Raw genomic sequence first — 12,585 nt, forward strand, 5'->3', positions numbered from 1 at the left:
TCCATGCTGAGCAACTTGTCCTGGAAACTGAACCGCTTGCGCGCCATGGGGGCGCCCGAGGTGGCGCACCGCGTGCGTGATGCCGTGCAGCAACGGCTGCAGGCGCGCGGCTATGGCCTGGCGCCTGTGCCGCCGCCCGCCGCGCGCCAGCGTTTCGGCGCGCCATGGCTGGGCATGCCCATCGATGTGGCGCCGCACCTGGCGGCAGCGGAACGCATTCTGGCGGGCCGCTTCGATGTGTTCGCCCTGCGCGATACGGAGCTGGGTTTCCCGCCGCAATGGAACCGCGATCCGAAGACGGGCACCGTGGTGCCGCTGGATTTTGGCAAGACGCTCAATTACCGCGATGAAACCGTGGTGGGCGACATCAAATGCCTGTGGGAACCGAACCGCCACCTGGCCGTGGCCGACCTGGCGATGGCGTACCGCCTCGGCGGCGACTTGCGCCATGCGCACGGGGCGCAAGCCTTGCTGGAATCGTGGTGGCAACAGTGTCCGTATCCACTGGGACCGAACTGGAGCAGCGCGCTGGAACTGGCCTTGCGCCTGGTCAGCTGGTCGCATGCGTGGCACTTGCTCGGTGGCATCAACAGCCCCCTGTTTGAGGGCGCGCAAGGGCAGGCGTTCCTGCAGCGCTGGCTAGACAGCATCTACCAGCATTGCCACTTCATCGCGGGACACTTTTCGCGCCACTCGTCGGCCAACAACCACCTGTTTGGCGAATTGACGGGCTTGCATATCGCCGCGCTCACATGGCCGTGCTGGCCGGAAAGCGCCGGCTGGCTGGCGCAGACGGAACGCGAACTGGAAGCGCAGGCGCTCAAACAAAACGGTCCGGATGGCGTGAACCGCGAGCAAGCCATTTATTATCAGCACACGGTGGCCGACGAAATGCTGCTGTGCGTGCTGGCGGGCCGCGCGAATGGCCGGCCCCGCTCGGACGCTTTTTTGCGGCGCCTGGAAGCCATGCTGGAATTTCTGGCCGCCATGACGAATGTGGCGGGCGAGGTGCCGATGATCGGCGACGCCGACGACGCGCTGCTGGCGCACTGGGACAAGGCAGCGGACGCCAATCCCTACACCTCGCTGCTGGCCAGCGGCGCGGCCCTGTTCGGACGCGCCGACTTCAAGGCCAAGGCGCGCACTTTCGACGAGAAAAGCGCCTGGCTGCTGGGCGAGGCGGGGAGCCAGGCGTTTGACGCCTTGCCCGACGCCGCGCCCGATACCTTGCCGCGCGCCTTCCCCGATGGGGGCTATTACGTGATGGGCGCCGGCTTCGGCACGTCCGATGAAGTGCGCCTGATTGCCGATGCCGGCCCGCTGGGCTACCTGGGCATTGCCGCGCATGGCCACGCCGATGCGCTGGCGCTGACCCTGTCCGTGGCGGGCCAGATGGTGCTGGTCGATCCGGGCACGTACGCCTACCATACGCAAAAGCAGTGGCGCGATTATTTCCGCGGCACCAGCGCGCACAATACCGTGCGCATCGATGGGCGCGACCAGTCCGAGTCGGGCGGCAACTTCCTGTGGCTGCGCAAGGCCAGCGCGCAATGCCTGGCGTGGCGTGACGATGCCGATGGGCAATTCTGGAGCGCCAGCCATGACGGCTATCTGGGTTTGAAAGATGCCGTGCTGCACCGGCGCGACGTGCGCGTGGCGCCTGGCGCCGCACGGATCGTCGTCGACGATGTGCTCGAATGCCAGGGCGCGCACGAGGTGGAGCTGTTCTGGCACTTCGATCCGCGCTGCAGTGTGCGGCTGGACGGCCAGGTGTTGCACGTGTCAGGCGACGCCTTCGCGCTGGAGATGCATATGCCACGGTTGCCGGAGGCTTCCGTGCAACTGGTGTGCGGCAGCGAGCATCCGCCGCTGGGCTGGATTTCGCACCGTTTCGATGAAAAACAGGCTGCGCCTGTGTTGGTCTGGCGCGGGCGGCTGCAAGGCGCGGCCACCTTGCGCACGGAGTTTCACCTGAGTTTGGCTACCCCTGATCTGTCAGAAAATACGAGGAAAACATGAAAATTAGCATATTTGGTTTGGGTTATGTGGGGGCCGTCTCGGCTGGCTGCCTGGCAACGGATGGACACGAAGTCATCGGCGTCGATCCGAACAGGACCAAGGTGGAGCTGATCAACCAGGGCACCACGCCCATCATTGAAAAAGACATCGGCGAAATGATCGCCGCCACCGTGAAAAGCGGCCACTTGCGCGCCACCTTCGATGTGCGCGACGCCGTCTTCGGCTCGGACATGTCGCTCATCTGCGTGGGCACGCCTTCGCAGCTCAATGGCAACCTGGATCTGAGCCACGTGCGCAAGGTGTGCCAGGAAATCGGCGCCGCCATCCGTGAAAAGGACAGCTTCCACGTCGTCGTGGCGCGCTCGACCATGCTGCCCGGCTCCATGCGCTCGCTCGTCATCCCGACCCTGGAAGCGGCCTCGGGCAAGGTGGCCGGCGTCGATTTCGGCGTGTGCAACAACCCGGAATTCCTGCGCGAAGGCACGGCCGTCTACGATTACTACAATCCGCCGAAGACGGTGATCGGCGAATCCGATGAAAAAGCGGGCGCGCTGCTGGTGCAGCTGTATGAAAAGATGGATGCGCCGCTGGTGCGCACGGATGTCGAGACGGCCGAGATGGTCAAGTACACGGACAATACCTGGCACGCCGTCAAGGTGGCGTTCGCCAATGAAATCGGCAATATCTGCAAGGCCGTCGGCATCGATGGCCACACGGTGATGGAGATTTTCTGCCAGGACACCAAGCTGAACCTGTCGCCTTACTACATGAAGCCGGGCTTTGCCTTCGGCGGCTCGTGCCTGCCGAAAGACGTGCGCGCGCTGACCTACAAGGCGCGCAGCCTGGACCTCGATTTGCCTTTGCTCAATTCCATCCTGCCATCGAACCAGAAGCAAGTGGAAAAAGGCATCAAGATGATCGTCGACAAGGGCGCGCGCAAGGTGGGCATCCTGGGCTTCTCGTTTAAGGCCGGCACGGATGACTTGCGCGAGTCGCCGCTGGTCGATGTCATCGAGTATCTGCTGGGCAAGGGCTATGAATTGAAACTGTACGACAAGAATGTCAACCTGGCCGCCTTGACGGGCGCCAACCAGGATTACATCCTGAACATGATCCCGCACATTTCCAAGTTGATGGTGGACAACATGCAGGACGTGCTCGATTTTGCCGACACCATCGTCATCGGCAACGGCGCGGCCGAATTCAAGAGCGTGCCAGGCAGCCTACAGCCGCACCAGCACATCGTCGACCTGGTGCGCATCAGCAAAGAACAAAGTGGAGAGCAATATGACGGCATCTGCTGGTAACACCGTGGCAGGGCAGCCGCGGCGCGTGCTGATCCTGGTGGAAAACCTGCCGTCGCCGTTCGACCGGCGCGTGTGGCAGGAAGCGACTACCCTGCATGCGAACGGTTATGAAGTGTCGATCATCTGCCCGACGGGCAAGGGCTACGAGTCGCGCTACGAAGCCATCGACGGCATCCATATCTACCGCTACAACCTGCCGCTGGAAGCGGAAGGGGCCAAGGGTTACCTGGTGGAATATTCGCTGGCGCTGTTCCACACCTTCCGCCTGGCGTGGAAAGTGCATTTCGCGCGCGGCTTCGATGTCATCCACGCCTGCAATCCGCCGGACCTGCTGTTTCTCATCGGCGGCTTCTTCAAGTTGACGATGGGCAAGCGTTTCCTGTTCGACCACCATGACATCAATCCGGAGCTGTACGAAGCCAAGTTCGGCCGGCGCGATTTCTTTTATAAACTGATGGTGCTGTTCGAGCGCTGGTCGTTCCAGAGCGCCGACGTGTCGATCGCCACCAACGAGTCGTACAAGAAGATCGCCATCGAGCGGGGCGGCATGAAGCCCGAGGATGTCTACGTGGTGCGCAGCGGGCCCAAGCTGGACCGTTTGCGCGTGCTGCCGCCCGTGCCGGAACTCAAGAAGGGTCGCGCTTACCTGGTTGGCTACGTGGGCGTGATGGGGGCGCAGGAAGGCATCGATCTGCTGCTGCAGGCGGCGCAATACATCGTGCAAACCCTGAAGCGCGAGGATGTGCACTTCGGCCTGGTGGGCGGCGGCACCTCGCTGGAACAGATGAAGCAGATGGCGCAGGACCTGGGCATCGCCGACTACGTGACGTTTACGGGGCGCGTGCCGGACCAGCAATTGCTGGAAATGCTCAACACGTCCGACGTGTGCGTGAATCCTGACGTGGCCAACGACATGAACGACAAGTCGACCATGAACAAGATCATGGAATACATGGCGCTGGGCAAACCGATCGTGCAGTTTGATCTGGTCGAGGGCAAAGTTTCCGCGCAGCAGGCATCGTTGTATGCATTGAAGAACGATCCCATCGACATGGCGCGCAAGATCGTCGAATTGCTGGACGACCCGGCCCGCCGCGAGCAGATGGGCGCGTTTGGCCGCCATCGCGTGATCAACGAGCTGGAGTGGGAATATGAAGCACCGAAGCTGCTTGCCGCGTATGCGCGCCTGTTTCCCGCCGCCGCGCCCGCCGCTTCCGTGACCTTGAGCAAGGATGGCCGCTGAAGTGCGCCGCCTGGCCAGCCATCCTCAACCCTGATGGAGCAGTGTGACGATGAAAGCAATGATACTGGCAGCAGGCAAGGGCACGCGCGTGCAGCCCCTGACCTATGATTTGCCCAAGCCCATGATTCCCATCCTGGGCAAGCCCGTGATGGCTTACCTGGTGGAACACCTGGCGCAGCATGGCGTGACCGACATCATGGTCAACGTCAGCTACCTGCATGAAAAGATCGAGGAGTATTTCGGCGAAGGCCACCAGTTCGGCGTGCGCATCGGCTATTCCTTCGAAGGCTATACGAACGATGCGAGCGAGGTCGTGCCGCAGCCGCTCGGCTCGGCTGGCGGCATGAAGAAGATCCAGGAGTTCGGCGGCTTTTTCGACGACACGACGATCGTGCTGTGCGGCGACGCCTTGATCGACCTCGACCTGGAAGCGGCCCTGCGCGAACACCGCAGCAAGGGCGCGCTGGCGTCCGTCATCACCCTGGAAGTGCCGTGGGACAAGGTGTCGAGCTATGGCGTGGTGGTCAGCGACGACGACGGGCGCATCCGCGCCTTCCAGGAAAAGCCGGCGCAGGCCGATGCGCTGTCCAATTGCGTCAGCACCGGTATCTATATTATCGAGCCGGCCGTGCTGGACCTGATTCCCGCTGGCCAGCCCTTCGATATCGGTTCGGAACTGTTTCCCTTGCTGGTCGCGCAAGGCTTGCCCTTCTATGCGCAAAAGCGCCAGTACAACTGGATCGATATCGGCAGCATCAAGGATTACTGGGAAGTGCTGCAAAGTGTGTTGCTGGGAAATGTTGCTCATTTGCATGTGCCTGGCACCCAGATCGCCGATGGCGTCTGGGCCGGCCTGAACACCAGCATCGACTGGAGCGGCGGCACGCGCATCGAAGGCCCCGTCTACATCGGCTCGGGCTGCCGCATCGAGGCGGGCACGACCATTATCGGGCCGGCCTGGATCGGCCATGGCAGCCATGTCTGCGGCGGCGCCGAAGTGGTGCGCAGCGTGCTGTTCGAGTACACGCGCGTGCTGCCTGGCGTGGTGCTTGATGAAATGATCGTCTTCAAGGATTATAGTGTCGACCGTGCTGGCCAGATGCGCCATGTCTCCGACTATGAAAAAGATGCCTGGGGCAATGCGCGCGACCGGCGCAGCCTGCGGCGCGACGAAACGCCGCCGGCCCTGTATGCTGCCCAATATACTGTTTTTGAAATGAAGCCATGAAAATTTACCCAGTCATCCTGTCCGGCGGTTCGGGCACCCGTTTATGGCCGCTGTCGCGCGCCGTGTTGCCCAAGCAACTGTTGCCGCTGGTAACGGACAAGACCATGTTGCAGGAAACGGCGCTGCGCGTGACCAGCCTGCCGAACCGCCGTGCCGGCGATAGCGGACTGGCCGGTTTCGACGTCATGCCGCCGCTGGTGGTGTGCGGCAATGAGCACCGCTTCATGGTGGCCGAGCAACTGCGCGAGATCGGCTTGCCGCCGCTGGGCATTTTGCTCGAACCCGTGGGGCGCAATACGGCGCCGGCCGTGGCCGTGGCCGCACAATACCTGCTGGCCATCGACCCGCAGGCGCTGATGCTGGTCTTGCCGGCCGACCATGTCATCACCGACGTGGCCGCGTTCCACCAGGCCATCGCCGAGGCGGCGCTGTTGGCGGCCGATGGCGCGCTGGCCACCTTCGGCGTCGTGCCGACGGCGCCGGAAACGGGCTATGGCTACATCCGCAGCGGCGCGCCCGTGAATCCGGGCGCCGTGGGCTGCAAGGTCGAGCGTTTCGTGGAAAAGCCGGACCTGGCCACGGCGCAGTCGTTCCTTGCCGCCGGTAATTATTTCTGGAACAGCGGCATGTTCATGTTCCGCGCCGAACGCTATCTGGGCGAGCTGGGGCAATTCCAGCCCGCCATGCTGGCCGCCTGCGAAACGGCCGTGCGCGACGGCTATCGCGACCTCGATTTCTGCCGCCTGGAAGAGCAGGCTTTCGCCGCCTGTCCCTCCGATTCGATCGACTATGCCGTGATGGAGCATACGGCGCATGCGGTAGTGCTGCCGGCGGCCATCGGCTGGAGCGATGTCGGTTCCTGGTCGGCCCTGTGGGAAGTGCAGCAAGGCGATGCCAATGGCAACGTGGTGCGTGGCGACGTGTATCTCGATGGCGTGCGCAATTGCCTGGTGCGCGCCGAGCGCCGCATGGTGGCCGTGCTGGGCGTGCAGGACTTGATTGTGGTGGAAACGGACGATGCGGTATTGATCGCGCACAAGGACCAGGTGCAGCGCGTGAAACAGGTGGTCGATCACTTGAAGCAGGCGGGACGCAGCGAACACGTGCAGCACCGCAAGGTGTACCGCCCGTGGGGCAGTTATGAAGGCATCGATATCGGCGAGCGCTTCCAGGTCAAGCGCATCACGGTCAATCCGGGCGGCAAGCTGTCGCTGCAGATGCACCATCACCGCGCCGAACACTGGGTGGTCGTCAGCGGCACGGCGCAAGTCACCTGCGGCGAGAAGGTGACTTTACTCACGGAAAACGAATCGACGTACATTCCCATCGGCATGACGCACCGGCTGGAAAATCCGGGCAAGCTGCCCTTGCACCTGATCGAAGTGCAGTCGGGCAGCTATCTGGGCGAAGACGACATCGTGCGCCTGGAGGATGTCTACCAGCGCGCCTGATGGCGCTATAATCGGAGGGCAGCCGCGCCCCTGGCCGCCTGCCTCCGATTCCTCCCTTACCGGTGCACCGACCCTTGCGCAACTTCCTTTGTCTTTCGCTGGCGCTGGCCGCCGCCGCCCATGCCGATGCACCTGCCGCCCCTGCCGCTGCGGTCGCGCCGCCCGGATTGCAGGCGTCGCAGCTGGCCATCGTCATCAACGATGCCGAGCCCAACAGTATCGAAGTGGGCGAGTACTACCGCAAGGCGCACGGCATTCCGGCCGCCAATGTGGCGCACGTCAACATTCCCAACCGCCCCCGCAAGCTCAGCATCGATCAGTTCGCGCAGTTGAAGGAACGCATCAATGCGCAGCTGAAACCCGAAATCCAGGCCGTGCTGATGGTGTGGAGCGCGCCGTATGCCGTCGAATGCAATGCCATCACGGCCGCATTCACACTTGGCTATGACGCGGATCAATGCGCGAAGACGTGCGATCCCGGCAAGCCCAGCGCGTATTTCAACAGCGAGGTGGCGCAGCCTTACACGCAGCTGGGCTTGCGTTTGTCGATGCTGCTGCCCATCGATTTCGTGGAAGAGGCCAAGGCCGTGGTGGACCGGGGCGCCGTCAGCGGCTTTTCCGTGCCGGCCGCCAGCGCGTATTACCTGACCACCAGCGACGCGGCGCGCAACAGCCGGGCCGGTTTCTTTCCACCCGCCGGTGTCGTGCGCCAGCGCAAGCTGACCGTCAAGAACCTCAAGGCGGACAGCCTGGAAGGGGCGCAAGACATCATGGTGTACCAGACGGGGCTGGCCAAGGTGCCCAAGCTGGAAACCCTGCGTTTCCTGCCCGGCGCCCTGGCCGACCACCTGACCTCGTTTGGCGGCGACTTGCAGGGCAGTAGCCAGATGAGCAGCCAGCGCTGGCTGGAGGCGGGCGCGACGGCCAGCTATGGCACCGTCAGCGAACCGTGCAGCTATTGGCAGAAGTTTCCCAATCCGACCGTGCTGCTGCGCCGCTACCTGTCCGGCAGCACGGCGCTGGAAGCGTACTGGGGCAGCGTGCTGTGGCCGGCCCAGGGCCTGTTCATCGGCGACCCGCTGGCCGCCCCGTATGCGGGCTTCCGGCGTTGAAACCTGATTCTTCCAGATAATAAAAAAGGCCCTTGCGGGCCTTTTTTTATGCTGCAATGTGCAACGTTATTTGCTCTTGCGGCGGCGCGCCAGGGCGACGAGGCCCAGTCCGGCCAGCAGCATGGCGTAGGTTTCCGGTTCCGGCACGGCCGGGATTTCCGGCGTCACGGGGATGATGCTGCCGCCCGTGAAGCCGCCACCCGAACCGCCGCCGCCGACACTGTTACTGCCTGTAGGCAAGTTTTCACCCAGCGACGACGAAACGATCAATGGTGCCTGGGTGTCACCGCTGCGGCCCAGATACGAACGGCCCGGGCCACGGTAGCCGGCTGCGTCATCGAAAGGACGGTTTTCTTCGGCGGCCACGAAGTCGCGCGTGGCAAAACGGAAGTCGCGGTCGCCGCTGGCCAGCACCTTGCGCGGTTCGCCGGCACCGGCACCGTCAGGCAACTGGCGCGCGGCCAGGCGGTGATTATTCTCGGCCGATGAGGAATTGCGGAATTCCTGGTCGGACACGATGCCGTCAAATTCCGGCGTCTTGTTCGAGCCGTCGTTGGTGCGCGTGCCGGAGCCGATGAAGCCATTGGCCAGGCTGCAAGCGCTGTAGGTGCCGTCCAGGTTGGCATCTTTCGTATTGCCATTCGCCGATTGCGTGCTGGCCTGGCAATTCTTTTCATTCTTTTGCGCAGGCGCGGCCGTTTGTGCCTGGGCGCTGGCGCCGAAGAGCATCAAGGCTGCGGCCAGCAGCAAGGGACGGGAAGAGGCTGGCGTGAAAATTGGTGTTGGCATGATCGATCTCTCAAAAAGCATGGAAGGGTGCGCCGCTCGGCGCGTGTGTCCACATGCGATTGTTGCCGCTCCCGTCCAGGCTACTGTTGCGAGCAAGGTGGGGAGTGCGTTTCAAGGTCAGGCATGGATGGGGCCTGCACTACTGGGTCTGGTGTTGCCGTTCAATTTCTTATCAGGAACTAAACTTATTTGTTTGAATTATATCATATTGTGCGGCCGTGTAACGGCCGGGATTGCTTTGCAAGGCATGGCGTTGTTGAATGGATACTGATGGCATGCGGCCGCGAGCGTGCATCCTGGCTGCGCGTTACTCCGTTCAGCTTAATGAAATGTCATCAACTCGTCATGCAGCCTGTTTAGTATGTACATTCGTATGCAAATCATAAGTTCGTTGTCATTTTACTGACCAGGAAAACCATGACTTCCCACCTTGCCGCCTCGTCCGTTTCGCCCTTGTCCCTGCGTAAACCCTTGCGCCTGACGGTCATGGCCGCCGTGCTGGCCAGCCTGTCCCTGCCAGCCCTGGCCGCCTCCGACGTCGTCATCAGCCAGGTGTATGGGGGCGGCGGCAACACGGGCGCCGTGTACCGCAACGATTTCATCGAGCTGTTCAACCGTGGCGCAAGTCCCGTCAACCTGAGCAACTGGAGCGTGCAATACGCATCCGCCGCTGGCACGAGCTGGTCCGTGACGGCCTTGCCGGCTATCGATTTGCAAGCTGGCCAGTATTTGCTGGTCCAGCAAGCCAAGGGTACGGGCGGCACGCAAGACTTGCCCGCGCCGGACGCCACGGGCAGCCTGGCCATGTCCGGCACGGCAGGCAAGGTACTGTTGAGTAATAACAAGACGGCGCAAACGGGCGCCAGCCCCACGGGTGCGGCCGTCATCGACCTGGTCGGCTTCGGCACGGCCAACGGCTTTGAAGGGGCCGTGGCACAAGCGCCCTCGAATACCTTGTCTATCCTGCGCGCGAATGGCGGCTGCGGCGACACGGACGATAACAGCGTGGATTTTGCCACCGGCAGCGTGACGCCGCGCAATACGGCTTCGCCACTGAATGTGTGCGGCGGCCCTATCGTGCACCAGATCGTCACCAGCTGCCCCGCCAGCCTGGCCCTGGCCGTGGGCAATGGCGGCAGCGCCGTGCTGCGCGCGTCCGACGTGGATGGCGTCGTGAATGCCGCTATCTTGAGCTCGCCCGCCGTGGCCGGCATCAGCCTGGGCAACTTCAGCGCGGCCGGCGTGGCGGGCGAGAGCGCCATGGTCAGCCTGCTGGTGGCCGCTGGCGTGCCGGTGGGCAATTATCCCGTCATCGTGAATTTCAGCAATGACCAGCAGCAGACGGCGTCGTGCAAGATCGATGTCGCCGTGCAAGGCCTGGCCGCCGTCAGCCACACGATTCCGCAAATCCAGGGCGCGGGCGCCACCAGCCCCTACACCAATTCCGTGCAAACGACGGAAGGCGTGGTGACCTTGAAAGTGGGCACGGGCTTCTTCATGCAGGACGCGGCCGGCGATGGCGACCCATCGACGTCGGACGGTATCTTTGTATACACGGGCGCGACGGCCACCACCGTGCAGCCGGGCGAACTGGTGCGCGTGACGGGCACGGTGGTCGAATACACGCCCTCGGGCGCGAAAAATTCCTATACGGAATTCAAGGACGTGACGGCCATCCTCACGCAAAGCGCGGGCCACGGCATCGTGCCGACGAATGTAACCTTACCGAACGATAAGCTGGCCGCCGTGGAAGGCATGCTGGTGCGCTTCACGCAACCGTTGACCGTGTCGCAAAACGCCTACCTGGGTGCGCGCGGCGAGCTGACCCTGTCGGCGGGCCGGCGCGAAGTGCCGACCAATCGCCATCCGGCTGGCTCCGCCGAGGCGCAAGCCTTGATCGCCGCCAATGCGAACAACCTGATTGTGCTCGATGATGGCATCTTCGTCACGCCGCCCAGCATTCCGTATCTTGGCCAGGACAACACCGTGCGCAGCGGCGATACGGTGGCCGACCTGACGGGCGTGGTGGATTTCGGTGCCATCGGCGGTGGCGGCGCCGCCTACAAATTGCAGCCGACGCAAACGCCGCAATTCTCGCGCGACAATCCGCGCACGGGCAGTCCGGAACTGCCATCCGGCAACGTCAAGGTGGCCAGCGCGAATGTGTTGAATTTCTTCACGACCTTTACGAATGGCAACAATATTTTTGGCCAGACGGGGCAGGGCTGTACCGTGGGCGCATCGACCACCAAGAGCAATTGCCGCGGCGCCGATAACCTGGCCGAGTTCGAGCGCCAGCGCGACAAGATCGTCGCCGAGCTCAAGGCTATCGATGCGGACGTGGTGGGCTTGATGGAAATCCAGAACAATGGCGAAATAGCCGTCACTTACCTGGTCGAACAGTTGAACGCTGCCATCGGCGGCGTCACGTATGCCGTCGTGCCGAAACCGGCCGCCACGGGCACGGACGCCATCCGCGTGGCCATGATCTACAAGCCAGGCAAGCTGGGCCTGGTGGGCGGCGCCTTGTCGGACGCCAACGCCATCAACAACCGGCCACCGATGGCGCAAACTTTTCTTGCAAGCAATGGCGAGAAATTCTCGCTGATCGTCAATCACCTGAAATCGAAGGGCAGCTGCCCCTCGAGCGGGCTGGATGCGGACCAGAACGATAGCCAGAGTTGCTGGAACGCCACCCGCGTGCAGCAAGCACAGCGCCTGGTGGGCAGCTTCGTGCCGCAGGTGGCGGCCGCTGCCGGCGACGCGGACGTGCTGGTCATCGGGGACTTGAACTCATATGGTGCGGAAGACCCGATCCAGGTCATCACGGGCGTCGGCTTCGTCAACGAACTCGAACGTTTCGTGCGGCCGTCCGGCATGCCGTATTCGTACGTATTCGGCGGCCAGAGCGGCTACCTCGACCATGCACTGGCCAGCGCCTCGTTGAGCCCGCAAGTGGCCGGCGTGGCCGAATGGCATGTGAATGCGGACGAGCCGGAAGTGATCGACTACAACATCGACTCGGCCAAGCCGCAAGACTTGTACGACGGCATGCCCTACCGCGCCTCGGACCACGATCCCGTCGTCATCAGCCTGGACTTGCAACCGGCCTACCGCGACATCACGGCCGGCGTGGCGACAACCAGCTCGGGCCTCACGTACAGCCGCGCGACGCAAAAATACACGGGCACGTTCTCGTTTACCAACACGGGCACGAGCGCCTTGAACGGTCCGTTCCAGGTGGTGTTCGGCGGCTTGCCGGCTGGCGTGACCCTGGCGAATGCCACGGGCAGCCATACGGGCGCCGCCTACGTCACCGTCAACGCGGCCGGCTTGGTGCCGGGCGCGACGGCCTCGTTTGCCGTCAGTTTCATCAATCCGTCGAAAGTGACGATCACCTACTCGGCCAGCATTTTCGCCGGCAACTTCTAAGGAC

At 63.1% G+C, this 12,585-nt stretch carries 8 protein-coding genes and 1 pseudogene; 8 read left to right on the plus strand and 1 reads right to left on the minus strand.

Annotated features, from left to right (window positions below):
- Positions 1 to 3: 3 nt before the first annotated feature.
- From SJI03_RS14505 to SJI03_RS14530, 6 genes are all read left to right on the plus strand, one after another.
- On the plus strand, positions 4 to 2,019 hold the full coding sequence (locus tag SJI03_RS14505; RefSeq protein WP_322427641.1) for an alginate lyase family protein: 2,016 nt from the start codon (positions 4 to 6) through the stop codon (positions 2,017 to 2,019).
- Positions 2,016 to 3,326, plus strand: coding sequence for a nucleotide sugar dehydrogenase (locus SJI03_RS14510; protein ID WP_099378964.1), 1,311 nt, complete (start codon positions 2,016 to 2,018; stop codon positions 3,324 to 3,326). The genes SJI03_RS14505 and SJI03_RS14510 overlap by 4 nt, the downstream gene beginning before the upstream one ends.
- Complete coding sequence (locus SJI03_RS14515) at positions 3,307 to 4,569, plus strand: glycosyltransferase family 4 protein (RefSeq protein WP_099378965.1); 1,263 nt, start codon at positions 3,307 to 3,309, stop codon at positions 4,567 to 4,569. Before SJI03_RS14510 ends, SJI03_RS14515 begins: the two co-directional genes overlap by 20 nt.
- A 49-nt stretch (positions 4,570 to 4,618) precedes the next feature.
- Positions 4,619 to 5,797 carry an NDP-sugar synthase gene (locus SJI03_RS14520; RefSeq protein ID WP_322427642.1) on the plus strand — a complete coding sequence of 393 codons (1,179 nt, stop codon included), beginning with the start codon at positions 4,619 to 4,621 and terminating at the stop codon, positions 5,795 to 5,797.
- Entirely contained in the window at positions 5,794 to 7,248 is a 1,455-nt protein-coding gene (locus tag SJI03_RS14525) for a mannose-1-phosphate guanylyltransferase/mannose-6-phosphate isomerase (protein ID WP_322427643.1), read from the plus strand. The genes SJI03_RS14520 and SJI03_RS14525 overlap by 4 nt, the downstream gene beginning before the upstream one ends.
- Positions 7,249 to 7,322: 74 nt before the next feature.
- Positions 7,323 to 8,360 (plus strand): TIGR03790 family protein, encoded by a 1,038-nt coding sequence (locus SJI03_RS14530; protein WP_322427644.1) that lies wholly within the window; start codon positions 7,323 to 7,325, stop codon positions 8,358 to 8,360.
- 66 nt (positions 8,361 to 8,426) lie between these two features.
- On the opposite strand, the pseudogene SJI03_RS28955 reads toward SJI03_RS14530, so the two are convergent.
- Positions 8,427 to 8,513 (minus strand): annotated as a pseudogene (locus tag SJI03_RS28955) (PEP-CTERM sorting domain-containing protein); the annotation flags it as partial.
- Positions 8,514 to 9,147: 634 nt separating this feature from the next.
- Here SJI03_RS28955 and SJI03_RS14540 point away from each other — a divergent pair.
- Together SJI03_RS14540 and SJI03_RS14545 are read left to right on the plus strand one after the other, a co-directional pair.
- Positions 9,148 to 9,420, plus strand: a complete 273-nt coding sequence (locus SJI03_RS14540; RefSeq protein ID WP_158301264.1) for a hypothetical protein — start codon at positions 9,148 to 9,150, stop codon at positions 9,418 to 9,420.
- Between the two features lie 146 nt (positions 9,421 to 9,566).
- A complete protein-coding gene (locus SJI03_RS14545) occupies positions 9,567 to 12,581 on the plus strand; it encodes an ExeM/NucH family extracellular endonuclease (protein ID WP_322427646.1) in 3,015 nt (1,004 codons plus the stop codon).
- The last annotated feature ends 4 nt before the right edge of the window (positions 12,582 to 12,585 follow it).

The sequence above is a fragment of the Janthinobacterium sp. GMG1 genome (assembly GCF_034427795.1).
Classification (GTDB): Bacteria; Pseudomonadota; Gammaproteobacteria; order Burkholderiales; family Burkholderiaceae_D; genus Janthinobacterium.

Bases quoted from the DNA above. Each gene is read 5' to 3' on its own strand.
- SJI03_RS14505 (WP_322427641.1), top strand. From the start codon at position 4: ATGCTGAGCAACTTGTCCTGGAAACTGAACCGCTTGCGCGCCATGGGG.
- SJI03_RS14510 (WP_099378964.1), top strand. From the start codon at position 2,016: ATGAAAATTAGCATATTTGGTTTGGGTTATGTGGGGGCCGTCTCGGCT.
- SJI03_RS14515 (WP_099378965.1), top strand. From the start codon at position 3,307: ATGACGGCATCTGCTGGTAACACCGTGGCAGGGCAGCCGCGGCGCGTG.
- SJI03_RS14520 (WP_322427642.1), top strand. From the start codon at position 4,619: ATGAAAGCAATGATACTGGCAGCAGGCAAGGGCACGCGCGTGCAGCCC.
- SJI03_RS14525 (WP_322427643.1), top strand. From the start codon at position 5,794: ATGAAAATTTACCCAGTCATCCTGTCCGGCGGTTCGGGCACCCGTTTA.
- SJI03_RS14540 (WP_158301264.1), top strand. From the start codon at position 9,148: ATGATCGATCTCTCAAAAAGCATGGAAGGGTGCGCCGCTCGGCGCGTG.
- SJI03_RS14545 (WP_322427646.1), top strand. From the start codon at position 9,567: ATGACTTCCCACCTTGCCGCCTCGTCCGTTTCGCCCTTGTCCCTGCGT.